A 25,368-nucleotide genomic window follows, 5' to 3' on the forward strand; every position below is an offset into this window, starting at 1 on the left:
GCCCAGTCTGTGTTCTGTCGCTCCAGAAAGGTATTCGATGGGCCCCATCGAAACCCTTCGCGTGAAAGCGCCGGGCGCCCGCGCGTCGTGGACCGGAACCGGGGACCGGGCCGGCGGCGCGGCGCGCCTCCCCCGCCGCTCACGCCTCCTCGCCCGCGGCCAGCTCGTACAGGACCCGCTCGGCCACCACGACGTCGCCGGGCTTGTCGACGTCGGCACCGATGGCGGCGCGGTCCGTGAACACGGCGGCTGCCGTTCCCCCGAGCAGCTGGCCCATCTTGGCCTCGACCTCCGCCGGGACGAGCCGCCCGGCGGCGAGCCTCACCACGAAGCCCAAGCCCAGGATGCGGGCCATCTGGATCGCGTTCTTGCGCGTGTCGAAGAGCCTCTGGCCGATCTCGCGGTTCGTCCTGACCAGCAGCGGGTTCACCAGAGCCATGTTCCCGCCCGTCACAGCCCCGGTGGCCAGCCGGACGTAGGTCCTCTCGCTCCCCGGGTACGCCGCCAGCACGTCCTCCTTGCTGATGAGCGGGTAGGTGAAATCCGCGCCGGTGGCGATACTCGCCCTCACGAAGGAGTCCACGTCGGCGGCGATGACCGTCGGGATGTCCCCGGTCGAGATGAGGATCGGGCGGTCGGACCTGAACGAGTCCACCCCGGCTGCCACGTTGGTCATGAAGCCGCCGCGAGAGACCACGAGCTTGTCCACCTTGTCCACCCAGGGCCCCAGGTCCTCCGCGGTGGGCACGACCACGGCCACCTCGTGCACCAGCTCCGCCGCCCTCATAGCGTCCACCACCCACTCGATCATGGGGCGGCCGCCGATGGGCAGCAGGCCCTTGAAGCGGCACGACGGGTCGATGACCCCGCCGTCACCGCCTCCCAGCACCACCGCGTCGACGCTCATCGCAGGTCCTCCTCGATGCGCTCCGGCGCCCCTCGGGACAGCCTCGCTGAGCGCGTCCACCAGCCGCGTTCCCTCAGCGCCCCGGCCGCCTCGCGCGCGGCCTCGTCGTCCTCGGTGATGCCGAAGACCGCCGAGCCGCTGCCGGCCGGCAGCGCACCCATCACCCCGGGTTGCGAGCGGACGGCCTCGAGGACGTCCGCTACCACGGGCGCCACCGCGACCGACGCCGCGGTGAGGTCGTTGTACAGGTTACGCGAAACGGCGGCGGCGTCGCGCGCCTCCAGCGCCGCGACCATCGCCTCCGCTGAGCGCCGCGCGCCGGGCGAGCGGCCGTCGCGGTGCGCCAAGCGGTCGAAGGCGGCGTACGCCGCCGGCGTGGGCACCGGCTCACCGGGGAAGGCGAGCACCACCGGCGCGCTCAGGGCGGGCAGCAGGCGCACGAGCTCGTCGCCGCGCCCCGAGAACAGCGCCGCTCCGCCCATCAGCAGGAACGGCACGTCGGCGCCCAGCGTCCGCGCCGCGCCCACGATGCGGGGGTCGCCGGCGTCGACCTCCCACAGGCGCGCCGCCGCCCGAAGGACCGCCGCCGCGTCGGCGCTGCCGCCCCCGAGGCCGGCGCGGGCGGGGATGGCCTTGCGGAGGCGGATCGCCAGGGCCGGCTCCCGCTCCAACGCGGCGCCGGCGGCGACAGCCGCGCGCAACGCGAGGTTCTCCTCGGCGGGCAGGCCGAGGTCGGGCTCGCACACCAGCGACAGCGAGTCCGCGGGCTCGGCCGAGACCTCGTCGGCGAGGTCGACCGTGTGAAGCACGGTGACGACGTCGTGGTAGCCGTCGGGACGCGTACCGCCCACCGCGAGGTGCAGGTTCACCTTCGCATGCGCGGCCACGGTCACGCGTGCCACCCGCGCCCCCTTAACGACGAGGCGCGGGGGGGAGCCCCGCGCCGCTCGCTGCCGCACATACCGGGCCTTCGCGCCCGCGCCGCCGTCAGTTCAGCCAGGGGAAGACGCTCTCCCCGCTCTCGCAGTACGTGAGCTCGACCGTGCCGGTGAGCACGTCGACGTAGCTGTAGGAGACGCGTGCCTTGCGGTCGCGCTTCTCGTCCACGGTCAGCACGAACAGAGACGGGTGGCACTCCTGCAGCATGCCTTCCCGCTCGAGCACCTTCGATCGTCCCATGTTGGCGCGAAGCCGCATCCGCGTCCCCATCAGTGATTCCAGGTCGGAGCGAATGCGGCCGACGACCTCGGCCTGCTTCATCACATCCATGCGCACCCTCCTCAGGATTACCATGGCAGTATAGCCCAAGACCTGTCAGAACTCAAGGGCGACGGCGAAGAAACCGGAGGTAGAAGGGCCTATCCTCCCCGAGGACGGGTCGTGACCGCGGGTCGCGGCAGCCCCCGCGGCGGCAGCCCCGCCGCCACCGCGAGGCCCGCTCCCCGGAGCCCTCGCCGGGGAAGGGTCAGCCTCTCAGGAGCCCGGCCGCCAGCAGCGCCCGACCGAGGGCGAGGTACTCCTCGACGTCGAGGGTCTCGGCGCGCCGCGCGCCGTCGACGCCCGCCTCGACGAGTGCGGCGGCGACGGCTTCCGGCGAGGCCCCGAGAGAGGACGCGAGCGAGTTGCGCAGCGTCTTGCGCCGCTGTGCGAAGGCCGCGTTGGCCGCGCCGGCCGCGCCGGCGAGCTCCTCGGCGGGCTCGGGCCGCCCGGCGCGCTCCAGGCGGATGACGGCCGAGTCCACGTTCGGCGGCGGCAGGAAGGAGCGCCGCGACACCGGGAAGCGGCCCGCAGGCGCCGCGACCAGGCGCAGCTTCACCGTGTACGCGCCGTACTCCTTGCCGCCGGGCGAGGCCGACATGCGGTCGGCGACCTCGGACTGCACCATCACCGTGGCCTGCCGCAGCGACGGCAGTCCCTGGAGCGCGCGCAGCACGACGGTGGCCGCCACGGCGTAGGGCAGGTTGGCGACGAGCGCCGTCGGGGGGCCGAGCGGCGTGGACAGCTCCTCGGGCGCGAGATGGAGCGCGTCGGCGTGGACGACCCGCACCTCCGGGCACGCCGCGGTGGTCTCGGCGAGCACCGGCAGCAGCTCCGCGTCCCTCTCGACCGCCACCACGGCCCCCGCCGTGCGGCACAGCGCCAGCGTGAGCGTCCCGATGCCAGGACCAACCTCCAGGACGGCGTCGGCGGCGGAGAGCCCGGCGAGGGCAAGGATGCGCCCGACGACGTTGTCGTCCACGAGGAAGTGCTGCCCGAGCGACTTCTTGGCGTGCAGGCCGTGGGCGCGCAGGACGTCGAGCGTCGCCGAGGGGCTGGCCAGCGGCGAGTGGGGCATGACGGTCAGGGGAGGATGATGATGGTGACGGTGCGGCGGCCCCAGGCCATCGCCTCGGCGCGGGTGTCGAAGCACAGGTCGATGCGGTTCCCGGAGATCGACCCGCCCGTGTCCGCGGCGACGGCGTTGCCGTACCCGGGGACGTACACGCGCGTGCCCAGCGGGATGACGGAGGGGTCCACCGCCACCACGCCCTTGCCGGCGCGCGCGCCGGTCGCGGTCGTGCGGTCCGCTCCGCCCGAGCCGGGGGCGTAGGCGGTGGCGACCACCTTCAGGCGCCTGCCGTGCGTGGGAGGCGCCTCGCGGGAGGCGGCGCGCGAAGCCACCTTCACGCCGCGAGAGCGCCCTGTGCCGACCACCACCACGCGATCGGCGGGCCGCTCGACGATGCGTTCGGCCTGCAGCACAGGCTCGCCCGCCTCCCCACCGGTCACCAGGACGCGGAAGACCTGGAGGAGGCGGCCGCGCTCGCCCTCATGGCGGACCTCGCGGAAGCCCCTGGGCCTGGCGGGGTCCTCGATGGTGACCACCTCGAAGGGCACGTCGCGCTCCTTCTGGATCAGCCGGACGAACACGTCGGTGGCCACGACCCGCATCCCGGGGGAGAGCGGCGTGTCGACCGGCGGCGTCACCGTTATCCCTGCGGTAGGGTCGGCGCCGGCCGCGATGAGCGCGTCGGCGACCGTGGAGCCGACGACGTCGAGCTCGAAGGCCCGGTCTCCAAGCACCACCTCGACGGGGACCGAGTGACGCACGGTCACCACCAGGCCGCCGCGCAGCGGGGTGTCGAGCGAGGGGTTCACGAGATCGCCGGAGCCGTGGTCCACGCCCGCGTCGGCGAGCAGGTCGCGCACGTCGGCGGCACGCGAGGACATCCGGCTCGACTCACCGTCCACGATGACGGTGACGTCGTGAGCGGCCCATGCGAATCCGGTGAAGGCGAGTGCGGCGACGATGGCTGCGACGAGTCCTGCGACGATGTAGTGGATACGGCGGGATGGAGCCGGGGCGGCCGGCCTGCGTCCCATGGGATCCCTTCGCGTAGTCAACGCCTGGTCGACATCCAAGTCACGGATTCGACATCCAAGTCACGGATTATAGAGGAACCGCGAGAGGCTCCACAAACTCCCAGGTCGCCTTGAGGCGCCCCGTTCGGCCACCCGGCAGGCGCGCCGCCGAGGAGCGCCGGCGGCGTGCCGCCGGTCGCCCTTCAGCCGCTCCGCGCGCCCGCCAGAGCGGCTCCGATCCGTCCCGCGCGGGCCAGGTCCTCGGTGCGCCGGCCGATGTCGGCGGGGGAGTCGACGCCCTTCACGACGAGTTCGTGAGCGTACTCGACGCGCAGCACGGCGAAGACGCTGCGCGTGGTGAGGACGGCCCCCTCGGCGCCGAACGGGTCCCCGCCCCCGCCGGCGACGAGCAGGGCGCCGGGCCGCTTGGGTCCGGGCTGCTGCTTCAGCACGTAACGCCGTGCCCAGTACGGCTGGCAGCGGTCGTACAGCGCCTTGAGGACCGCGGGGACGGTCGCGAAGAACAGCGGGCTGGCCACCACGACCGCCTCGGCCCCGTCCAGCATCGGGTAGATCTCGTGCATCCGGTCGCGCAGCACGCACTCGCCGTCCTCGGAGCAGGCGTGACAGCCCTCGCAGGGCTGGATGCCGTAGTCGCGCACCACGAGCTTCACGGCCTCCCCGCCGGCCTCGCGCACGCCCGAGAGGCATGCGTCCAGGAGCTGCTCGCTGTTGCCGTGCCGCCGGGGGCTGCCGGCGATGCCCAGGACGCCGCCGTTCACGCCGCATCCTCCTTCTCCAGCCCGAAGAGCCGCCGGGCGTTGGCGTAGGAGACGCGGGCCAGCTCCTCGGCGGGGACGCCGAGGGAAGCCGCCAGGCGCGCGGCCGTCAGCGTCACCAGCGCCGGCTCGTTCCTCCGCCCCCGGTACGGCTCCGGCGCGAGGAAGGGCGCGTCCGTCTCGACCAGGAGGCGCTCCGGCGGCACGACCGCAGCGGCCGCGCGGACCGCCTCGGCCTTCTTGAACGTCGCCAACCCGCTGAACGATACGTGGCAGCCCCTGTCGAGGAAGGTCTGCGCCCATTCCGGCCCCTCGGTGAAGCAGTGCAGCACGGCGCCGGCGGGCGGCACGCCGATCTCGTCGAGCACCTCCCGCCCGGCCTCGTGCGCCTCGCGCAGGTGCACGATGACGGGCAGCCCTGCCTCGTGCGCCAGGCCGAGGTGCTCTCGGAAGACCGCCAGCTGCGCGTCGCGCGGGGAGTGGTCGTAGTGGAAGTCCAGGCCCACCTCGCCGAAGGCCACGACCTCCGGCCGCGACGCCAGCGCGAGCATCCGCTCGTCGAGCCCGGGACGCCAGGCCGAGGCGTTGTGCGGGTGGGCGCCGACGACGACGCGCACGTCGGGCGGCCCGGCGTCCCCGCCCGCCTCCCCGAGCCGCTCGCGCGCCTCGGCGAGCAGGCCCGGCAGCCCGTCGAGCCACTCCTCGCCCGCCTCGGTGAGATCCGCCACGGTCAGGACGAGCCTCACGCCCGCGACCGCCGCGCGAGCGAGCGCGCCCGCGGGGTCGGGCAGCATGTCGAGGTGAGCGTGCGTGTCGGCCAGCGGCGCGCCCAGGACGGGCAGGGCGGAGGGCTCGATGGGCGTCTCGCGGTTCTCGCTCATGACCGGGCGGCGCGAACCGCCGTCACTCCTCCTCGACGATCCTGGGGAAAAGCACCTCGCCCTTGACGACGCGGCTACCCGCCGGGAGAGCGCCCCAGGCGGCCTCGGCGGCCAGGTCGTCCACGGCGTGCACGTCCCCCACGCCGAGCCGGCGCCACACCTCGGCGGATGTGAGCGGCATCACCGGCGCCGTGAACAGGGCCGCTATCCGCACGGCCTCCAGCGCGTTGTAGAGCACGGCCTCCAGCCGGGGGCGGTCCTCGGCGGACTTCGCCAGGTTCCACGGCGCGGCGTCCTCGATGTAGCGGTTCGCGCGCTTGACGAGGTCCCAGTCCGCCTCCAGCGCCGCACCGTAGTCCAGCCGCGACATCGCATCGTCGTAACGCGCGGGCACCGCCTCGGCCACGGCCCGAAGCTCGAGGTCGTCCGCCGTGGAGTCCTCGTCGCGCGGCGGCTCGGGCGCGATCCCTCCGAGGTACTTCTCCGTCATGTTGAACAGCCGGCTCACGAGGTTACCCCAGTCGTTCGCGAGGTCGCCGTTGTAGCGCTGGATCATCCCCTCCATCGAGATGGAGCCGTCCTCGCCGAAGCGCACGTCACGTAGGAAGTAGTAGCGGTACGCGTCCACCCCGAAGCGTTCCACGAGGTCGGCGGGGGCCACGACGTTGCCCTTGGACTTGCTCATCTTCTCGCCCTTGGCCAGCAGGAACCCGTGAGCGAAGACGTGCTCGGGCAGCGCGAGGCCCGCGGCCATCAGCATGGCCGGCCAGATGACGCAGTGGAAGCGGATGATGTCCTTGCCCACATAGTGGTAGTCCGCGGGCCAGTACCGCTCGAACTCCGCCTCCTTGTCCGGGTCGCCGTAGCCGACCGCCGTGATGTAGTTGAGGAGCGCGTCGATCCACACGTACGTGACGTGGCCGGGGGCGAAGGGCAACGGGACCCCCCACGCGAACGTGGTGCGCGAGATCGAGAGGTCCTTCAGGCCGCCCTCCACGAAGGAGACCACCTCGTTGCGGCGCGTCTCGGGCTGCACGAAGGCCGGGTGGGAGTCGTAGTGCTCGAGCAGGCGCTCCCGGAACCCGGAGAGCTTGAAGAACCAGTTGTCCTCGCGAACGAACTCGACCGAGCGCTTGCACTGCGGGCACAGGCCCTCCTCGATCTGGTCCTCGGCCCAGTACGTCTCGCACGGCACGCAGTACCAGCCCTCGTAGTGCCCCTGGTACAGGTATCCGGCGTCGTGCAGCCTCTGCCAGAACGCCTGCACGCCGCGCTTGTGCCGCTCCTCGCTCGTGCGGATGAAGTCGTCGTTGCTGATCTCCAGCATCCGCCAGGCCTCCGCAAACTTCGGCGCGACGGCGTCCACCCATTCCTGAGGCGTCAGGCCGGCCTCCTGGGCGGCCTGGGCGACCTTCTGCCCGTGCTCGTCCAGCCCGGTCACGAAGCGCACGTCCTGCCCGAGCGACCTGCGGTAACGGGCGAGCGCGTCGGCTGCGACGGTCGTGTAGGCGGTACCGAGATGAGGCACCGAGTTCACGTAGTAGATGGGAGTGGTCACGTAGAAGGTGCGTCGGTCCATGTTTCGGCCGTCTCGAGACGTGGGCAATGATGGAATGTGGGTAAAGTACCCGGGCACGGAATCATAGCGCATTTCCTCAGCGCCGGTTGAGGGGAGCCGACGGGAAGCGAGGGTACGCGATGAACGACACGGGAATCGTACGCAGGGTGGACGACCTGGGACGGATCGTCATACCGATGGAGTTGCGCCGTACGCTCGGGATCCACGTCAAGGACCCGATGGCGATCCTCGTGGAGGGCGAGCGCATCATCCTGGAGAAGCACAAGGACGCGTGCGTGCTCTGCGGTACCCAGGAGGAGATCCACGAGGTCAAGGGCCGCCCGATGTGCGAGGAGTGCATCGAGGCGATCAGGAACCGGGCCTAGCCCCGGCGAGGCGCCGCCCGTTCCCCCCGCGGCGGCACCTCCGTCGGTTCGCTCACGGGCTCCCGTGGACCGCCTCGTAGACGGCGTTGCGCGGGAGCCCGTGCGTGCGCGCATAGCGCCTCACCGCCTCGCTTCGCGTCAGGCCGGACGCCACGAGCGCATCCACCCCCTCACGGATGGCCTCGTCCGCGGGGAGTTCGGCGGGAGCGGGGAGCGGCGGGCCGATGAGCAGCACCACCTCGCCTCTCAGCTCGCGCCCCTCCAGCGCCTCGGCGAGCTCGCCCACTTCCCCGCGCACCACCTCCTCGTGCACCTTCGTGAGCTCGCGCGTCATGGCCGCACGGCGGGCCGGCAGCACCTCGGCCAGCGACGCGAGCGTCGCTGCGGCACGGCGCGGGGACTCGTAGAAGACCAGCGTGGCGTCGAGCCCGGCGAGACGCTCCAGGGCGCGGCGGCGCGCTCCGGGCTTGCGCGGCAGGAAGCCGCCGAAGTAGAAGGCGTGGGTGGGGAGCCCCGACGCGACGAGTGCGGTGACGATCGCCGAGGGGCCCGGGAGCACCTCGACCGGCAGCCCCGCCTCGATGCACGCGTCCACCAGGCGCGCGCCCGGATCCGAGACGCCCGGAGTGCCGGCGTCGGAGACCAGCGCGACGACGGCGCCGTCACGGACGCGGCGCACCAGCACCGGCGTGCGCGCGCCCAGGTTGTGCGCGTGGTACGGCTCCATCGGCGTCGATACGCCGTAGCGCGCCAGCAGCTTGGCTGTCACCCGCGTGTCCTCGGCCGCGATGAGGTCGGCCTCGTGCAGCGCGTCGAGCACGCGCAACGTGACGTCGCCGAGATTGCCGATCGGCGTCGCGCAGACGAGCAGCCTGCCGGCCATGGCTACGCCTCCCGGGGTGGCTCCTCGGGCGCCCGTGGCGGGGGCTGCGGCGGCTCCTCGGGCGGCCGTGGCGGCGCCGCCGGGGGGGCGGCCGGCGGGGGCTCCCGCGGGCGCTCCGGGGCCGCCTGCGGCGGCGGGGGCGGCAGGAACGTCTCCTCGGGATGCGGCGCCGCCGGCGGCCGCGCCGGCGGGGGAGCCGCCGGCGAGGGCCACGGCGACCCCGGGGCGCCGGGCGCCGCCTCGGCGGCCGCCACCGGTCCTCGGCCTGTGAGGTCGCGGAAGAACACGGTCCAGATCGCCGACTGGAAGGCGCCGAAGATCGCGCTCAGCGGCAGGAGGACGAAGAACAGCGCGACGAAGATGAGCGCCGCGCCGAACAGGTTGCCCGCGAACAGCATGAAGATCGCCGGCAGCGCGAGCAGGCCGGCGATCAGTCCCGCCACGATCGCGTAACCGATGCTCACGGCCAGGACGAGCAGCCACATGAGCGCGACGTCCTTGAAGCGCCTGCGCACGGCGCTCCACGCCTTGCCGATGGCGCCGAACACCGTTTCGCCGCCGAGCACGAGGAAGCGCAGCCCCAGCGTGTAGATCAACCCGACCAGTATGCTCGCGACGATCAGGACGAGCACGAACAGGCCGCCGAAGCAGCACACGCCGAAGAGCGCCCCCGCGGCGGCCCCGCCGCCCATGTCGCCCTGGAAGAGCGGTGCCAGAGCGATGACGCCCGATCCGATGAGCACCAGGAACCCGGCGATGAGCGGCAGGTACAGCACCAGCGCGAGACCGAGGTGCCGCCACCAGAAGCGGAAGCCGACTCGCCAGCCCTCCCCGCCGCGGACGGGCCGTCCCTCTTCGGCCTCGTCCACCAGGCGCACGAGGGCGGGCGCCGCCGCGATGCTCAGGATCAGCCAGATCAGCCCGATCAGCAGGAACAGGCCCCCCGCCGCCAGGAGCAGCGCGACGTTCTGCTCCGCCCACCGGACCAGCCGCTCCAGCTCGCGGTCGAGGCGCTCCAGGCCAGGCGGCAGCGCCTCGCCCCCGCCGAACCGGTAGTTGACCTGGCCTCCTCCCCCGCCGCCTCCGCCGCCGCCGACGAACAGGCCGAACAGCCACAGGATCCTGTAGCGCCAGGTGATGCGCCACGCGCGCTTTATGACTCCCGTGTAGTCCACGAGCCGCTCCTCCCCGTTCGGCGGCGCGACCGCTGCTCAGCCGGCCGTCACCAGCCGGTAGGCGCGAGTCCCCAACCCCAACTCCTCAGCGTACGCGAGCGCCCGGGTGCCGTCGATGCCGGTGAGGCGGTGGAACTTATCCTCGCCTGCGGCGAGGCCCTCTCCGCGCGAGCCCGGGAGGCCCGCGGCGCCGTTGACGAGGTCGAGGGCCGCCTGGTCGACGGCGACGGGGTCGACCGAGGCGAGCACGCCGAGGTCGGCGACGACCGGGGCGTCGGAGAAGTGCCAGCAGTCGCAGTCGGGCGAGACGTTGGTCACGAAGGACAGGTGGACCGTCTTGCCCTCCTTGCCGGCCAGCGCGCCCGCCGCGTGCTCGACGATCTTCTCCTGTATCGAGGCCGGCTCCGTCTTCCACTCGATCGCGATCGCCCCCTCCGGGCATGCGGCCACGCACTCGCCGCAGCCGTAGCACAGCGCGCGGTCCACCGTCGCCACCCTGTCCGGTCCGATGGCCACGGCGTCGACGGGGCACCAGCGCACGCAGCGCGAGCAGGCCGTGCACTTCTCCGGGTCGGGCTCGGGGCTGAAGTCGGCGTGCATCCGCTGCTTCGCCGAGCGGGACCCCAGACCCATGCCCACGTTCTTGAGCGCGCCGCCGAACCCGGTGGCCTCGTGCCCCTTGAAGTGCGTGACCGCGACCATCGCGTCGGCGTGAGCCGCCGCGGCGCCGATCCGCACGCTGTCGAAGTGCTTGGAGCCCGCCAGCGGCACGTCCACGGCGTCGCGGCCGTCCAGACCGTCGGCGATGACGACAGGGGCGCCGACAGTGGCGTAGGAGAAGCCGTTGCGCACGGCGCAGCCGATGTGGTCGACGGCGTTGAACCGCTGACCGCGGTAGAGGGTGTTCGAGTCGGTGAGGAACGGCCTGCCTCCGGCGGCCTTCACCCGCTCGACGACCTCTCTCAGGTACATGGGCTGGACGAAGCCGGTGTTGCCGAGCTCGCCGAAGTGCGTCTTGACCGCCACCAGATCGCCCTCGGCCACGGCGTCGGGCAGCCCCGCGCGGACCAGCAGCTCGCCCGAGCGGGTGATCAGGCTGCGCTTGCCGGTCGTGCGCACCGGAGCGAAGTAGACCACGCTCGCCCGGTCCTCGGCGCTCACCGGTGCAGCCCCTCCCTGGAGTCGTACTCGTCCAGCGCCAGCGCCGCCGCCCCCAGCACGCCCGCGTCGTTGCCCAGCTCGGCCTGGACGACGCGCGCGTCCCTCCTGCCCGCCAGGGCCCTCTCCGCCATCACCGACGCGGCGCGCTCGACGAGGAAGCCCGCCGACTCGCCGGTGCCGCCGCCCACGACCACGAGCTGCGGGTTGAGCAGGTTGACGAGCCCGATCAGCGCCTCGCCGAGGACGTCGCCCGCCTCCAGGAGGATGCCCCGCGCGACCTCGTCGCCCTCGACCGCGGCCTCGACCACGTGCAGCCCTGTCACCGCCTCGGGGTCTCCTCCCGCGAGCTCGCGCAGGCGCGACCCCGCGAAGGAGCGCGCCTCCTCGCGACCGCGCCGGCCCAGGGCGATGCGCCCCACGTACGCCTCCAGGTGCCCCTTGTCGCCGCAGGGGCACGGGGCGCCGTCCGACCGGACCGGCATGTGACCCACCTCGCCGCCGAGCCCTCTCGCCCCCCTGTACGGCTGCCCGTCGACGAACATCCCGCCGCCGACACCGGTCCCCAGCGTGACCATCAGGAAGTCGCGAACGCCCTTGGCGGCACCGAAACGGTGCTCGCCCAGCGCGGCGCAGTGGCCGTCGTTATCCAGCGTCACCTCGTGCTTGAGCCGGGACATTATGAGCGAGCGCATGTCCACGCCCGCCAGCGGGAGGTTCGTGCAGAACTCCACGGACTGCCGGAGGAAATCTATCTGCGCGGGCAGGCCGACTCCGACGCCGCTCACCTCCGAGGGATGGGCGCCGGACCACGCTTCCTGCACGGCGTCGATCACCTCGTCGACGACACCGAACGGGCCGTTTCCGGGAGTGAGGCGCTTGGCCTCCTTGACGATGCGGCCCTTCCGGTCCACCAGGCCGGCGGCGATGCGCGTCGCCCCGACGTCGACACCCAGGGCGTAGGCGGCTCTCATCGCGCTCCTTCCCTCCGGCGAGCGGGAGACCCCCCGGCCGACCGGGAGGCGGCGTCCATGATAGCAGCCGTACGGGACACGCCCGCTGTGCGGGGAGGCGAGCCTCGCAAGGGACGGAGAGTCAGTAGTCCCAGTAGATGCCGTGGTCCTGGACGAGGCCCAGGTCCCGCATCTTCTCCAGCATGTCCCCCTCGCTCACAGCGAAGAGCCGCGCCAGATAGCGGTAGTCGTTGAACCACTTGCGCGCCTGCTCGGAGATCATGAACGTCGGCAGCACGAGCTCCTCGGCGACCACCTCCGCGTCGTGGTGCTCGATCACGCCGTCGCGCGGGAAGCGGGCCTCGGGGTCGTCCAGGATGACGAGCAGATGCCCCAGGAGGTGCGCGAGCGTCTCCCGGGCGGCACGCTCTTCCCGCGAGCCGTTGAGGAGCGCCATCGGCATGCCGTCGACCGAGACGATGGCGCCCGAGAAGAACGGCGGGAACGGGTACCGCCGCACGGGGAGCGCGTAGACGGCGGCCAGCGCGTCAAGCGACACGGGCGGCTCGGACATGCCGGCGTTCCGTAGGGCGTCCTCGGCTAGCTTCCTGTAGTACGCGTCGGTCCTCAGAGGCACCGGGGCTGCTCCGTTCGTGCGATGAGGGCGAACAGCGGCCGATAACGCCCTAGCACAGTATCGGCACAACTCCGCCCAGGAATGAAGCGACAATCCCGCCTTGCCGATATACGCTGGTGACGAACGGCCCCTTCCGGCGCCGGGGACGAGAGGAGGACCTGGGCTTGAGCGGAGAGGCACACACACGCGCCGAGGAGGTCCTCCGCGCTCTCGCCGGGGCGGTGAACGTCGCGCGCCTCTACCCGCCCTCCAGCGAGCTCCCGCGCCAGGCCGTCACCCGCTTCCTCGCGGCCTGCCCGGACGCCGCCGACGGGCCGGTGCGGTTCGCCGTGGACCGCAAGGGGTTCCGCAGCGGCGAGGGGGACGCCTGCGCGAGCATCCCCCAGGTGCTCAGCCTGGCCGAGACCCTGCACGCACTGCAGATCGCGCAGCTCATCGTGGCCCCCGGCGTCACCGAGGCCGAGGCGGTCGCCTTCGTCGGCCTCGTGAACTCGGACACCCGGGCTCTCCGCGAGGGCGGCGGGCTGCGTCGAGGGCTGGGCGCGGCCGGCGTGGAGCGCATAGCGGTGATCGAGGTGACGCTGCGCGCCTCGGAGGAGGAGGGTATCGCCGGGCTGGACCTCACCGCCGCGCCGCTCGAGGAGATCGGACGCGCGACCGCGGTGGCGGCCGAGGAGTGGGCCCGCAGCGCATCGCAGGGCGACGGCGCGGACAGGCTCTCCGAAGCGCTCGACGGGCTCGAGGAGGCCGCCTGCGAGCTCGCCGAGCAGCGGGTGGCCGAGGCCATGATGATCCTGGACGAGCCGACCCGCGTGAAGCTGCTGGGGCAGGCCCTCGCGCCGGACCTCTGCGGGCAGCGCATGGGGGGCATGATGCGCGTGATATCGCGGATGCAGCCGGCCGCGCTCGCGCGGCTGCTGCGGCTCGTGGCGGAGCGCGCCGGGACTCGGCCCGACAAGCTGCTCGCCTCGCTGGAGCTGCCCGAGGAGCTCATGCGCGAGCTCGGCGTCCTGCTCTCCCCGCCGCCCGAGGCCGGGCCGGAGCGCGGCGTGCCCGCCGAGGCCGACGCCACCGCCATGGCGGCCGACGTCGCGGAGGAGGACGAGAGCTGCGAGATCGAGCGCCAGATCGCGCTCTCCGCGCCGCAGCTCGCGGCCGGCAAGGCGTTGCTGACGACGGTGGCGGTGGCGAGCGAGCATCCCTCGCTCGAGGCGATCGAGGCTATCCGCGCAGCGCTGGCGCCTGCCGCCCGCGACGGAGCGCTGCGCGAGGTGCGCGAGGCCCTGGCGCAGCTGAGCGAGATGGAGTCAGACCCGGCGCTGGCGCTCGCCGCGGAGGACGCGCTCACCTCGCTGGCCGACATCGACGTGCTGACGGCCGTGTGCCGGGCGCCGATGTCGCACGCCGACGCCGTGGTCGCGGGCGAGATACTGAGGGCCGCCGGACCGCTGGGCGCCGAAGCCCTGCTCTCCTGCTACGTGGAGGCCAACGGCTCGGCGCGGTCGCTGCTGCGGCCGGTACTGCGCAGCATGGCCGAGGGGGCGCTGGCCGCCGCGAGCCGCCACATGCGCACGGCGGACAGCGCGGTGGCCGAGGCGGTCGTGCGGATACTCCCCGACTTCGGCGACCGGCGGGCCGTGTCCGGCGCCAACCACGCCCTCGAGCACCTGGACGCGCGGGTGCGCAAAGCCGCGGTGACCGCCTTGGGCGAGATGCGCTCCGAGGAGGCCACCGCCGGCCTCGCCAAGGCGCTGGCGCATTGGGACCCCGAGACCCGACGGTTCGCGGCCCGCGAGATCGGGCGGGCCGGCGCGGCCGGGGCGCTGCCGGCGCTGCTGCGCATCCTCGAGGAGATCACGATGTTCGAGCGCAACTACGAGCTCAAGAAGGAAGTGATAAAGAGCCTGGAGATCCTCGGGAGCCGCGACGCGATCCCGATGCTGCGCCGCATCGCTCAACGTCCGTTCGTCTTAGGCCGAAAGAACAAGGAGCTACGGTTCCTCGCCCGAAACGCCCTTGCGAGCCTCGAGAGGATCCGGGACGAGAAGGAGGTTGCGACGTGATCGACCCGAAACGCGACGAGGACGAGCGGCTCGAGAGCCCCGAGGAGCTTGCCGCGGAGACGCGCGCCGCCTCCGGGGCCCCGTTCGCCAAGGCGCAACAGCTCCAGTGCGCCAAGGAGCTGCTCCGCTCCCTCGCCGTCATGCAGAACAACGCCTCCCTCTACCCGAAGAGCCACCCGCTGGTCAAGCAGTCGGTCGGAGAGCTGATCGCCGCCGTCGCCGGCCTGGGCGAGATGGACTTCGACGAGGTGTCGGTCAACGTCTACAAGGGCACTCTGTTCGTGGAGAACCAGGTGTTCCCCGAGGAGAGCGTGACCTACCGGAAGCTCGTCGAGGAGCTGCTCCGCCGAGGCGTCTCCGCCGTCACTGCCTCCACGGCCTTCTCCGAGGCCGATGCCACCGCGCTCGCCGAGCTGCTGGTCGACGACGGCGTGCACGACATCGACGCGGCGCGGGCGTTCCTGGCCGCGCGCGGGGCGACCGGCGTGACCGTCGCCGAGACGACGGTCCTCGACGAGCAGGCGGCCGAGGGCGAGGGCCGCGAGAACAAGCTGCGCGCCCGCGAGACCTACGACAGCGGCGTGGCGGCGATGCGCGACGTCGAGACCCAGGTCAAGCTGGGGAAGGTCTTCGAGGTCGAGCCACTGCAGCGGGTAGTCAACACGATGCTGGACAACCTCTTCCGCGACCCCGCGGCGGTCCTCGGCCTGACCGCTATCAAGAGCCACGACGACTACACGCTCAACCACGCGATCAACGTCTGCATCCTCTCGCTGGCGCTGGGCAGCTCGCTCGGGCTGGACGCCGACTCGCTCCGCAGCCTGGGCCTGTCCGCGCTCCTGTACGACCTCGGCAAGGTCCGCATCCCCGAGGACATCCTCAACAAGGAGGGCCCGCTGACGGCCGACGAGTGGGCGATCGTCAAGTCGCACGCCACCGAAGGGGCCGATCTGCTGAAGCGCATACAGCTGACCGACCAGATGCCCATGATCGTGGCCTACGAGCACCACCTGCGCCACGACATGCAGGGCTACCCCGAGCCCAAGACCGGCCAGGAGCAGCACCTGTACAGCAAGGTCGTGGCGCTGTGCGACGCCTACGACGCGATGACGACCCGGCGCCCGTTCCGCCGCGAGATCCGCCCCGACAAGGCGCTGGCGGTGCTGATGCAGGGCCGCGGCAAGGCGTACGACCCCTCGCTCACCAAGGCACTGGTGGCGATGCTGGGCATCTACCCGATGGGCGCCGTCGTCCGCCTCGACGACGGAAGCACCGCCGTCGTCTTCCGCGTGAACCGCGACGACCTGCTCCACCCGCGCGTGAAGGTGCTCATAGACCCGGCGGGCCGGTGGCTGGAGGCGCCTGAGATCGTCGACCTGCGCGTGGTGGACGCGGACAGCGGCAGCTTCGCGCACTCCATCGAGGAGTGCGTCCCGGCTTCCGACGCCGGCATCGACGACGTGTGGCAGTACCTCTGACCTACGTGTAACCTGTGCTCCCAGCGGAGGCGCCTGCGCGCCCCACGGAGGGGGGCACTCCGAAGCGGAGAGGGGGGAGGCCCGCCCCGGAGGACGGGCCTCCCTTCACTTGCTCGTAAGGGGTCGACGTGTTCCATGCGTTCGCCGTCGCGGCGATCCTCGTCGCGCTGGCCGAGCTCGGCGACAAGACGCAGCTGCTCACCCTCGCACTGGCCGCGCGATACAGGACGTGGCAGGTCGTGACCGGCGTCCTGTCGGCGATACTGGCGCTGCAGCTGATCGCCACGGCCGCCGGATCGCTCGTCGGCGAGCTGCTTCCCGGGTCGTGGCTCGCGGTGCTGACCGGCGCGCTGTTCATCGGGTTCGGTATCTGGACGATCAGGGGCGACGGCGGCGCCGAGGAGATGGCCGCGGCGCGGGGGAGGTACGGCGTCGTCCTCACCGTCACCGCGGCGTTCTTCATCGCCGAGCTCGGCGACAAGACGCAGGTCCTCACGATGGCGATAGCCGCCGACCCGGGCGCCGTCCTGCGCGCCTTCGGCACCCTGGGGCCGGCGCTGGAGGGAGCGCTCGGGGGCCCGGGGGCGATCGGTGGGGCCGGTCGAACGGGGATGTTCGTCGGCGTGTAGCTGGGCTCGGCGCTGGGGATGGCGCTCGCGAACGGGATCGCGCTGCTGGCCGGCGCGCTGCTGGGCCGGCGCCTCCCCCGCCGGCTCATCGCGCGGGTCTCCGGCGCGGTCTTCATCGTGTTCGGGCTGCTCGCGCTGGCCTCCGCGCCGTTCCGGTAGGGCGGCGCCTCACGGGCGGCGCCGCAGCGCCACCATCGCCACGTCGTCGTGCAGCCTGCCGCCGGCGAAGTCCAGGATCGCGCCCAGCACGCCGTCCACGAGCGCCTGGGGCCCGCCGCCGTAGCATCCGCCCAGCACTCGCCGGAGCCGCCCCTGGCCGAAGAAGCGCCCTTCGCGCCTGACCTCGGTCACGCCGTCGGTGTACATCAGCAGCGTCTCGTGCTCGAGCCGCAGCGTCACCTCGGCGTAGCGTCCCTCGAACGCGCCGAGCACGGTCCCGGGCGGCATGTCGACGAAGCGCGCGCGCTCGCCGCACACGACCGGCTCCGGGTGACCCGCCGAGGACAGCCGGACCTCACCGGAGCTGGGATCGACGACCGCGAACAGGGCGGTGACGAAGGTGCCCGGCTCGAACTGCCGGACCAGAGCGCGGTTCAGCCGCGACAGCACCTCCGCCGGCGAGGGATCGAGATAGGCGAGCGCGCGCGCGGCGCTGCGGGCGGTCTCGGTCATGCCGGCTGCCCTCAGCCCCTTGCCGGACACGTCGGCCACGAGCGCCGCGACGAGACCGCCGTCGAGCTCGAAGACGTCGTAGAAGTCCCCGCCGACGCGGTCGGCCTCGTGCGCCGGGCGGTACACGACGCCGAGGTCGACGCCGGGCACCTCCGGCACCGGCCTCTGAAGCGCTCCGCGGAGCACCTCGGCGGCATGATGCTCCTCCTCGTACAGGCGCGCATTCGTCAGGGCGAGCGAGGCGGAAGCGGCCAGCCTCTCGGCGAACTCGACCACCGGCTCGGTGAACCCGACGGGCTCGCTGTGGTAGTGCAGCCCGAGCACCCCCACGACCTCCTCGCGCACGAAGAGCGGCACGCCGAGGATGCTCTTGATGCCGAAGGTCTCCAGCGCGGCCGCGACGCGCTCGTCGGCGGAGACGTCGTGGAAGACGACGGCGCTGCGCGTTTCGACGGCCATCTCCGCCACGGGGGTCTCCTCGGGGCTGAAGCGGCGGTCCTTGGCCACGGCGAGCAGCTTCTCGCTCACGTACGGGCTGCTCCACCCCTGCGGCGTCCGCAGCGCGACCGCGGACGACTCGCACCCGGCGGCGTCGGCCGCGGCGTCGACGAGGCGCTGCATGATCTCCTCGGCGTGCAGTGTCGAGTGGATGACGCCGTCCAGAGCCTCCAGGGCCTCGGCGAGCTGCTGGCGCCTGACGCGCTCGGTCACCTCCACCAGAGAGAACACGAGCCCGCGCACGGTACCGTCCTCGGCCTTCAGCGGCGTCAGCGTCCAGTCCCAGTAGGTCACGCCCCGCCACGGCTGGTGTTCGTAGACGAACGGCTTGGCCTTGAACGCGACCGGCTCGCCGGTGTCGCGCGCCTTCCGGAAGATCGCCTCGTTCTCCTCGTTCGGGAACAGCTCGAAGTGGTTCCTTCCGATGAGCTCCTCCTTGCTCATCCGGGCGCCGCGGGCGTACGTGGAGTTGACCAGCACGAAGTTGAAGTCGGGGTCCAGGTAGACGAGACCGGCCTCGGGCATGTTCTCCATCATCGCGACGAGGGTGTCGCGTTCCTCGGCCGGGCGCGAGCTCAGCTCACCGAGACCGCACCTGATCCAGCACGGCTCTTGGTGCCACACCGCATCGGGACGAGGCGAACAGCGACGGGCGGCGGCATCGCCGGAGTCGTCGCCTGGGGATCTGAGCACGTGGTCGGACCGGTCCATGGCGCCGCCCTGCGGGAGGTGGACCTTTGTCGAGGATACCCGAACCGGCGGCTCCCGACACCGGCACGCGCGTCGCAGTCCCGCTCGGACCGATGGCTCGCGCGTTCCTGGCAGAGGCCGCCGGGAAGGGCTGGCCGACTTCCTCGAGCATGCGCTCGTGAAGCACTCCCACCCGTCGTCCCTCGCCCGACGTGCCATGCATGCTCCAAGCCCTCCAGGCAGAGGGGCCGGCCCGATGACGAGGCCGGCCCTTCATCATTCCTATGGTGGCCAGGGACGGACTTGAACCGCCGACACGGGGATTTTCAGTCCCCTGCTCTACCAGACTGAGCTACCTGGCCGTGCTGGTGCCGGGACATACTACTTTCCGCCGAGTCCCGAGGTCAAGCACGCCGCGTACCACCCGCGCGGCGCCCGGCGGGGCGGCTGCGACCCGTTACTGCGAGCCCCACCAGGCGGTGGTCAGCAGGTCGAAGTGGTCCATCGCGCGTTGCGCGATCGCCTTCCTGCTTCCGAAGGCGTAGGACTTCAGGAACGTGGGCTGACCGATCGAGTCGACGTAGCCGAGGACGCCGCCCGAGAGCCTGTCGGGGCCGGTGAGCAACACCGGGGCGCCGCGGAGCCCGCAGAACACCCCACCCGTCAGCGCGTCGGGGAAGACCACGCCCGAGGCGAGCCCGACCGAAGCCGGCTGCAGCGCGGCTAGCGCCGCGGGCGAGGCGGAGGTGCCCACGCGCATGTCGGACCCGCCGGCGACCGCCCACCGGGCGAACGCGCGCGAGGTCTGGTACCGGTCCCTGCCGGAGACCCGCCTCACGCGGCGCGAACCTCCGAGCTTGCGCTCGACGTCGCGCTGCACGCTCTCGGAGACCGCCGGCGTGCCCCCGACGATCACCGCGTCGGTGATCCCGAGCCTGGCGAGCGCGCCGAGCATAGCCGGGTGGGTCTTACGGTTCGGGGTCAGGAGCACCGGGGCGGCGTTGTACGCGGCCATCGGCGCGGCGGACAGCGCGTCGGGGAAGCCCTCCCCGCTGGCGACGAAGGCGCACCTCGGCATCTCCTCGCCCCGCGCGCGCAGCACGACACGCGCCTGCTCGGCCACGCGCGCGGCGGTCTCGTAGCGGTCGCGCCCGGCGACCCTGACCACCCTCACGCCCCGCAGCCTGCCCAGCGCCTGCGCGACCCCCGCCCCAACGGCGCTCGTGCCGCCGAGCACGTAGACGGTGGACGCGCCGAGCCGGCGGACCTCGGCGGAGACCGCCGAGGGCAGCGAGCGCGGGGCGGTGAGCAGCAGCGGTCCCCGGACGGCGCCTGCGAGCGTGCTGCCGGCCAGAGCGTCGGCGAAGCCCGTCCCGCTGGCGATCACGCACGCACCGCCCGCCAGCTCGCCGTCGGCGAAGCGTTCGCGGCTGACGCGCACCGCGGTGGCGTACCGGTCCGCACCCTCGAGCCGCTGCGCCAGCCCGGACTTCACGCGCAGCGTGTAGCCTCCCGCCCCTCCGCCGAAACCGCCCGAAGGGCCGCCCCGGTACGGCCGGATGCGCACGAAGTACGTGCCCGCGCCCCTGCCCGACGGGTCGAGCACGATGGCGCCCGAGGCTCCTCGGGAAGCGAACCAGGGCTCGTCATCGAAGCCCGCGCGGGCCACGGGGTCGGTGCGCGTCGGCCGCCGCGGCGCTCCCGGGGAGACCGCCGGCGGGAACGGCGAGCACTACTGCCAGCGCCGCTGCCAGCGCGGCGCGCCCCGACCCGAGGAGATGTCGTGTGACCGCTCTCACACTTCTCTCTTCGGCGTCGCACGGCCGACACTGTAGGGCGGATGCCCCCTCAGTACGCCGTGAGGTACCGCCCGGTCAGCCTCATCGGTGCTCCTCGGTCCCGTTGCGGGACATGGGAGGGCGGGCAGCGCGTTCCGCCTCCGTGGCGCTACTTGTCGGGCACGTGCAGCCGGCGGGCGGGCGGCAGGGCCACGTCCCAGTACGGCCGCCTCCTCGCGAAGGCGTCATCAGCGGCGTGGCGCTGCGCCTCGAGGACGGCGGGCAGCAGCGCCCGCAGTCGCCTCAGTCGCCAGGGAGCCAGTCGGAGGACCCGCACGTCTCATCCCTTCGCTCGCAACCTGTGTGCGGTACGCAGCCGGCCGAGGAACACCGACGGTGCGCGTCAAGGGTTCGGAGGGGGGAGCAGAGGGCCGTCCCGACGAGGGCCGGGACGCGAGGTCGCCGCGGGGAGCGGCGCTCGATCGCGAGCGTACTGCCCATCAGCCTCCAGACAGGCGGCGTCCGGTACCGCCGCCGCCCCCATCCTACGCCTCGGCGGGCGCGACCGGAAGAGCGCGGAGACGATCCGCCGTCACGGACCCCGCGTGCCGCCCGCGAGGGCGGCGGCGACCTTGGAGAGGTCCTCGGCGAGTTCGGCGCGCATCCGGTGACGGTCCTCGCGCTCGGGTGCGCGCAGGATCGCCGAAGGGTGCCACGTGGCGAGCGCCCGCCGGCCGTCGAAGGCCGCCCACTCACCCCGGCTCCGCGTCATCCTGAACGAGCGGCCGAGGACCGCCTGCGCCGCCGTCGCGCCGAGCAGCACGACGACGTCGGGTTCCACCAGCTCGATCTCGGCGTCCAGCCACGGCCGGCACGCGCGGACCTCGAGCATGGAGGGCTTGACGTGCATGCGTCTCGCGCCGCGCGGCACGTTCTTGAAGTGCTTCACCACGTTCGTGACCCACACGGAGGAGCGATCCAGGCCGGCCCGCTGCAGCGCCTCGTCGAGCTCCCGGCTCGCCGGTCCCACGAACGGCCGGCCCTCGACGTCCTCCTCGTCCCCGGGCTGCTCGCCGACGAGCATCACCGCTGCTCCGGGGTCGCCCTCGCCGAAGACCGTCCGCGTCGCGGCGAGGTACAGGTCGCAACCCTCGCAGCCCGCCGCGGCGGAGCGAAGCGAGACCAGGTCCCGGGACGCCGGAAAGAAGTCCAGAGCGCTGCGCGAGGGCGCCGGGCCCATCCGCCGCCTTCCTCTCACGCCGAGACCGGTCGCGCCCCCCGGCCGCGACCGGCCCCGGTCGGATCCGCTCCGCAGTCGCGGGCGCGCAGGCGCGGCGGCCGCCGAGAACGGGTCGTCCCCGAGATTCTCCCCCTTCCGGGCCCACCTCACGCGCCGGGGCCGGCGCGCTGCGCGCGGGCGGCCCCCCGGGGGGCCGCGCCCCGGAGTGGCTTCACTCCCCGAGCGCCTCGCGCAACACCCGCTCCAGCGCGCCGCGGAAGCGTTCGCGGTCCTCGTCCTCGAAGGCGGCCGGCCCTCGGGTCCGCCCCCCCGCTCGCCGGTGCCTCTGCTCGGCGTGACGCACGGCCATCTCGGCGTCGATCGTGGCCGCCGAGAACACGCGGCCGCGCACGCTGATCGCCCGGGCTCCTCGGCCCAACACCATCGCGGCAACGCCGATGTCCTGCGTGACGACCACGTCCCCGGGAGCGAGACGCTCGATGATGGCGAAGTCGGCGGCGTCGCGTCCCGAGGGGACCTCGACCGCCTCCACGCCCGATCGGACCGTGTACCGGTCGAAGCACTGGGTGGCGTTGCCCACCAGAACCACCGGCACGTGGCGCGCGCGGGCCACCGCGATCGCCTCGCGCGTGACGGGACAGGCGTCGGCATCGACGAACAGCGTGGTCATGGGCACATCATATAGCGCCGGGGGGCGGCCGGGTCGAGCAGGCGGGCCTTCGGCGAGGGCGGCCGGGAACGACCGAGAGAAAAGGCCGACCCGCGTGGACCCACGTGGATCGACCTGCATCTTCTTATGGCGGGATGTACGGGACTCGAACCCGCGACCTCTGGCTTGACAGGCCAGCGCTCTAACCGACTGAGCTAACACCCCGTGCGACGGCCCCGAGCCCTGCTCGGGACACGGCAAACGGATTCTAGCGAGGGCCGGGCCGGATGTCCACACGCTCGCGCCGGCTGTCGCCACCCGAGCCAGCGCCACTTCCACAGCGCCTCGCGCTGCCTCTGCCTCACGCCTTCCGCGGGATGGCGCATCCCGTCGCCTCCGATCCCCATCCCCTCCCCTCGGCTCTATGCATCGGCAGGCGGCCCACGCCCCTCCAGCTCCTCGGCACACGTCCCGGTCCGGCGTGCGCGGGTCCCCGGACAGCCCTACGGCCGCAGCTTGCCGGCGACCTCGCGGGCCCACGCGCCGATCTCGTCCCAGTCGCGGGCGTCGCGCACGGGCAGGTTCCGCGTCGTCCGCCTCAGCAGTCGCGGGAACGCCTCCGGGCGCATCACGCCGGGGAAGGTCGCGAACGCCACGGGCTCGAGCCGGTCGCACCACCGGTGCACGCGCTCCCGGCACTTGTCGGCGTAGTCCGCCGCGTTCGCGGCCTTCTCGGGATCGGCCGCCGTCTCCTCGTCGGGCGGCGCGAAGCTCGCGCCCACCGCGAAGACCGCCACGGGCTTGCCGCGCATCGCCGCTGCCCCGTCGGCCACGAACTTCTTCATACGCGGAGCCCAGCGGCCGATGCGGACCGGAGCGCCGAGCACGTAGCCGTCATAGTCCGAGAAGCGCAGCCGGTCCCGCACGCTCCGCACGTCGGGCTCCAGGCCCTCCTCGAGCAGCACGCGCGCCACGGCCTCGGCGACCTCGCGCGTCGCACCGCCCCGCGACTCGTAGGCCACGAGCACCCTTCCCGCCATCGCTCCTGACGCCTCCTACTGCCCTGCCGCGGCCGCGGTGACGCCTGCGCCGACGACCACCCCGTCGCGCACGTGGATCGTGCGGTCGCAGGCCTCGGCGACCTCCGGGTTGTGCGTCACCAGCACCAGTGTCGTACCCGTCTCGCGATTCAGCTCGCGCAGCATCCCGACGATCTCCGCCGAGGTGGCCGTGTCCAGGTCGCCGGTGGGCTCGTCCCCCAGCACGATCGAGGGCGAGTTGGCCAGCGAGCGCGCGATCGCCACGCGCTGCTGCTGGCCGCCGGAGAGCTCGGTGGGCCGGTGGCGCATCCGGTCGCCGAGGCCCACGAGCGCGAGCAGCTCCTCGGCGCGCCCGGCAGCTGCCCGGCGCGACATCCCCGCGTACTCGCTCGCGATGGCCACGTTCTCGAGCGCGGTCAGGGTCGGTACCAGGTTGAAGCCCTGGAAGATGAAGCCGATCTCGTCCCGGCGCACCTTGGTCAGCGCGGAACCGCGCAGGCCGTCCACCCGCCTCCCGTTGACCCACACCTCGCCGGCGTCGCTCTCGTCGAGGCAGCCGACGACGTGCATCAACGTGGACTTGCCCGACCCCGACGGTCCCATGATCGCGACCATCTCGCCGCCGGCGACATCCAGGCTCGCGCCGCGCAGCGCCTCAACGAAGTTGCCCTTGCCGAGCCTGTAGCGCTTCCTCACGTCCACGCACTTGATGACCGTGTCCATCTCGTCCTCCTGTCGCCTGCGCTACTCGTAGCGCAGCGCTTGTACGGGGTTGAGCCTGCTGGCGTGCCATGCGGGCCAGAGGCCGGCCAGCACGCCCAGGACGATCGCGAACGCGAGTGAGCCGCCGGCCAGCCGGCCGGTCACCAGGAACAGCGTCGTGGCGCTCGCCTCGCCCGCGGCGTTCAGCGCGCGCGCGACCGACCAGCCCAGCCCCACGCCGACAGCGCCGCCGACCATGCCGATGAGACCGGACTCCGCGATGAACTGCCGCATGATCGCGCCGTTGGAGGCGCCGATGGCCTTGCGGATGCCGATCTCCCGGGTGCGCTCGGCCACCGCCATGGTCATGGTGTTGATCACCGACAGGCCTCCGACCAGCAGCGAGATGAGCGCGATGCCGAAGATGATCGAGTTCAGCAGCGACATCGCCTGGACGATCTGCTCCTCGAAGCCCGCCGGGCCCATCGTGGAGACACCGGCCACGCCGCGCTCGATCGCCTCCGCGAGCTCGTCGGGGTCGACGCCCTCGGCCGCGTAGGCGGAGATGGACGTGCACACGGTCTTCTCGTCGATCACCCCGCGGACCGCGTCGGGCAGGGTGCGCACGAACAGGCGCTGAGCGTCGCGCATCGGCACGACGACCGAGCTGTCCGGCCCGGTGAGCGTCTTCTCGAGGATGCCGATGACCTCGAAGGACTCGCCGCGCACCTTCACGGTCGCCCCGACCTCGGCGTCGAGCTTGCCGACGAGGTCCGACCCCACCACCGCCACCCCGCGCTCCCCGGGCCTGATGTCGCGGCCCTGCGCGAAGCGGATCTCGAAGGTCTCGTAGCCCTGCGCGCGCCCGTCCTCGGCGACGACCATGGGCGGGGTGCCCATGTTCACCGCGCCCATCTCCTCGTCGAGCAGCATCGCCACGCCGGCGCTCGCCCGCGTGACGCCCTCGACGCGCTCGATCTCGTCGACCTTCGACGTGGACATCGGCGCCGACATGAAGGCGCTGCCGGCCGACTCGTCCGTCACGATGACCTTGTCGGCGTAGTACTTGACCCCGCCGTCGACGAGCAGGTTCAGCTTCTCGGCCATCGCGCCCATCACCACGAGCGCGAGCACGCCGATCGTGATGCCGAAGATCGTCAGGAATGCCCTGGTCTTCCGGCGGAACACGTTCCTGAGCGTCCGCATGCCCGGACCCCCTCCTCCTGGTCAGTCAGTTAACTTAACTGCGTTCACCAGCGCCGTTCACCCT

The 25,368-nt window shown here is 72.6% G+C and carries 26 protein-coding genes and 2 tRNA genes; 5 read left to right on the forward strand and 23 right to left on the reverse strand.

What is annotated here, in order from left to right; all coding sequences use genetic code 11:
* Positions 1-139: 139 nt before the first annotated feature.
* From IBX62_00640 to metG, 8 genes are all read right to left on the reverse strand, one after another.
* Positions 140-907, reverse strand: coding sequence for a nucleotidyltransferase family protein (locus IBX62_00640; GenBank protein ID MBE0475598.1), 768 nt, complete (start codon positions 905-907; stop codon positions 140-142).
* The gene (locus IBX62_00645) at positions 904-1,809 is read right to left on the reverse strand and encodes a 4-(cytidine 5'-diphospho)-2-C-methyl-D-erythritol kinase (GenBank protein MBE0475599.1); all 906 of its coding nucleotides are present in this window, start codon (positions 1,807-1,809) and stop codon (positions 904-906) included. Before IBX62_00645 ends, IBX62_00640 begins: the two co-directional genes overlap by 4 nt.
* Positions 1,810-1,894: 85 nt before the next feature.
* Positions 1,895-2,167: a Veg family protein gene (locus IBX62_00650; protein MBE0475600.1), complete on the reverse strand. Its 273-nt coding sequence runs from the start codon at positions 2,165-2,167 to the stop codon at positions 1,895-1,897.
* Positions 2,168-2,372: 205 nt separating this feature from the next.
* Positions 2,373-3,242 carry a 16S rRNA (adenine(1518)-N(6)/adenine(1519)-N(6))-dimethyltransferase RsmA gene (gene rsmA, locus IBX62_00655; protein ID MBE0475601.1) on the reverse strand — a complete coding sequence of 290 codons (870 nt, stop codon included), beginning with the start codon at positions 3,240-3,242 and terminating at the stop codon, positions 2,373-2,375.
* A 5-nt stretch (positions 3,243-3,247) separates the two neighbouring features.
* Positions 3,248-4,270, reverse strand: coding sequence for a G5 domain-containing protein (locus IBX62_00660; protein ID MBE0475602.1), 1,023 nt, complete (start codon positions 4,268-4,270; stop codon positions 3,248-3,250).
* Between the two features lie 182 nt (positions 4,271-4,452).
* Complete coding sequence (locus IBX62_00665) at positions 4,453-5,031, reverse strand: flavodoxin family protein (protein MBE0475603.1); 579 nt, start codon at positions 5,029-5,031, stop codon at positions 4,453-4,455.
* Entirely contained in the window at positions 5,028-5,909 is an 882-nt protein-coding gene (locus IBX62_00670) for a TatD family hydrolase (GenBank protein MBE0475604.1), read from the reverse strand. The genes IBX62_00665 and IBX62_00670 overlap by 4 nt, the downstream gene beginning before the upstream one ends.
* Positions 5,910-5,931: 22 nt before the next feature.
* Positions 5,932-7,488, reverse strand: a complete 1,557-nt coding sequence (gene metG, locus IBX62_00675; GenBank protein ID MBE0475605.1) for a methionine--tRNA ligase — start codon at positions 7,486-7,488, stop codon at positions 5,932-5,934.
* Positions 7,489-7,607: 119 nt separating this feature from the next.
* Between metG and IBX62_00680 the strand changes: the two genes are divergently transcribed.
* On the forward strand, positions 7,608-7,853 hold the full coding sequence (locus IBX62_00680; GenBank protein ID MBE0475606.1) for an AbrB/MazE/SpoVT family DNA-binding domain-containing protein: 246 nt from the start codon (positions 7,608-7,610) through the stop codon (positions 7,851-7,853).
* A 52-nt stretch (positions 7,854-7,905) separates the two neighbouring features.
* Here the strand turns inward: IBX62_00680 and rsmI are convergent, their stop codons facing one another.
* The 5 genes from rsmI to IBX62_00705 all read right to left on the reverse strand — a co-directional run bounded on the left by rsmI (position 7,906) and on the right by IBX62_00705 (position 12,659).
* Positions 7,906-8,736: a 16S rRNA (cytidine(1402)-2'-O)-methyltransferase gene (gene rsmI / locus IBX62_00685; GenBank protein ID MBE0475607.1), complete on the reverse strand. Its 831-nt coding sequence runs from the start codon at positions 8,734-8,736 to the stop codon at positions 7,906-7,908.
* Positions 8,737-8,738: 2 nt separating this feature from the next.
* On the reverse strand, positions 8,739-9,911 hold the full coding sequence (locus IBX62_00690; GenBank protein MBE0475608.1) for a hypothetical protein: 1,173 nt from the start codon (positions 9,909-9,911) through the stop codon (positions 8,739-8,741).
* 36 nt (positions 9,912-9,947) lie between these two features.
* On the reverse strand, positions 9,948-11,030 hold the full coding sequence (locus IBX62_00695; GenBank protein ID MBE0475609.1) for a DUF362 domain-containing protein: 1,083 nt from the start codon (positions 11,028-11,030) through the stop codon (positions 9,948-9,950).
* 38 nt (positions 11,031-11,068) lie between these two features.
* On the reverse strand, positions 11,069-12,043 hold the full coding sequence (locus IBX62_00700) for an ROK family protein (GenBank protein ID MBE0475610.1): 975 nt from the start codon (positions 12,041-12,043) through the stop codon (positions 11,069-11,071).
* Positions 12,044-12,164: 121 nt separating this feature from the next.
* Positions 12,165-12,659 carry a hypothetical protein gene (locus IBX62_00705; GenBank protein ID MBE0475611.1) on the reverse strand — a complete coding sequence of 165 codons (495 nt, stop codon included), beginning with the start codon at positions 12,657-12,659 and terminating at the stop codon, positions 12,165-12,167.
* Positions 12,660-12,823: 164 nt separating this feature from the next.
* On the opposite strand from IBX62_00705, the gene IBX62_00710 reads away from it, so the two are divergent.
* The 4 genes from IBX62_00710 to IBX62_00725 all read left to right on the forward strand — a co-directional run bounded on the left by IBX62_00710 (position 12,824) and on the right by IBX62_00725 (position 16,988).
* On the forward strand, positions 12,824-14,722 hold the full coding sequence (locus IBX62_00710; GenBank protein MBE0475612.1) for a HEAT repeat domain-containing protein: 1,899 nt from the start codon (positions 12,824-12,826) through the stop codon (positions 14,720-14,722).
* On the forward strand, positions 14,719-16,200 hold the full coding sequence (locus IBX62_00715; protein ID MBE0475613.1) for an HD-GYP domain-containing protein: 1,482 nt from the start codon (positions 14,719-14,721) through the stop codon (positions 16,198-16,200). Before IBX62_00710 ends, IBX62_00715 begins: the two co-directional genes overlap by 4 nt.
* A gap of 128 nt (positions 16,201-16,328) precedes the next feature.
* Positions 16,329-16,829: a TMEM165/GDT1 family protein gene (locus IBX62_00720; protein MBE0475614.1), complete on the forward strand. Its 501-nt coding sequence runs from the start codon at positions 16,329-16,331 to the stop codon at positions 16,827-16,829.
* 18 nt (positions 16,830-16,847) lie between these two features.
* Complete coding sequence (locus IBX62_00725; protein ID MBE0475615.1) at positions 16,848-16,988, forward strand: TMEM165/GDT1 family protein; 141 nt, start codon at positions 16,848-16,850, stop codon at positions 16,986-16,988.
* Between the two features lie 9 nt (positions 16,989-16,997).
* Here IBX62_00725 and IBX62_00730 read toward each other — a convergent pair whose 3' ends face one another.
* From IBX62_00730 to IBX62_00775, 10 genes are all read right to left on the reverse strand, one after another.
* Positions 16,998-18,536, reverse strand: a complete 1,539-nt coding sequence (locus tag IBX62_00730; GenBank protein MBE0475616.1) for a SpoIIE family protein phosphatase — start codon at positions 18,534-18,536, stop codon at positions 16,998-17,000.
* 438 nt (positions 18,537-18,974) lie between these two features.
* Positions 18,975-19,051 (reverse strand) — tRNA-Phe (locus IBX62_00735).
* 95 nt (positions 19,052-19,146) lie between these two features.
* Positions 19,147-20,358 (reverse strand): cell wall-binding repeat-containing protein, encoded by a 1,212-nt coding sequence (locus tag IBX62_00740; GenBank protein MBE0475617.1) that lies wholly within the window; start codon positions 20,356-20,358, stop codon positions 19,147-19,149.
* Positions 20,359-20,636: 278 nt separating this feature from the next.
* Positions 20,637-20,804, reverse strand: coding sequence for a hypothetical protein (locus IBX62_00745; protein ID MBE0475618.1), 168 nt, complete (start codon positions 20,802-20,804; stop codon positions 20,637-20,639).
* A 255-nt stretch (positions 20,805-21,059) separates the two neighbouring features.
* Positions 21,060-21,707 (reverse strand): UdgX family uracil-DNA binding protein, encoded by a 648-nt coding sequence (locus IBX62_00750; GenBank protein ID MBE0475619.1) that lies wholly within the window; start codon positions 21,705-21,707, stop codon positions 21,060-21,062.
* 211 nt (positions 21,708-21,918) lie between these two features.
* Positions 21,919-22,377 (reverse strand): YaiI/YqxD family protein, encoded by a 459-nt coding sequence (locus IBX62_00755; protein ID MBE0475620.1) that lies wholly within the window; start codon positions 22,375-22,377, stop codon positions 21,919-21,921.
* Between the two features lie 127 nt (positions 22,378-22,504).
* Positions 22,505-22,581: transfer RNA gene (locus IBX62_00760), tRNA-Asp, on the reverse strand.
* 278 nt (positions 22,582-22,859) lie between these two features.
* Entirely contained in the window at positions 22,860-23,396 is a 537-nt protein-coding gene (locus tag IBX62_00765; GenBank protein ID MBE0475621.1) for a hypothetical protein, read from the reverse strand.
* Positions 23,397-23,411: 15 nt separating this feature from the next.
* Entirely contained in the window at positions 23,412-24,119 is a 708-nt protein-coding gene (locus IBX62_00770) for an ABC transporter ATP-binding protein (GenBank protein ID MBE0475622.1), read from the reverse strand.
* Positions 24,120-24,140: 21 nt separating this feature from the next.
* Entirely contained in the window at positions 24,141-25,304 is a 1,164-nt protein-coding gene (locus tag IBX62_00775) for an ABC transporter permease (GenBank protein ID MBE0475623.1), read from the reverse strand.
* Positions 25,305-25,368 lie beyond the last annotated feature (64 nt).

The sequence above is a fragment of the Coriobacteriia bacterium genome (assembly GCA_014859305.1).
Taxonomy (GTDB): domain Bacteria; phylum Actinomycetota; class Coriobacteriia; order Anaerosomatales; family Kmv31; genus Kmv31.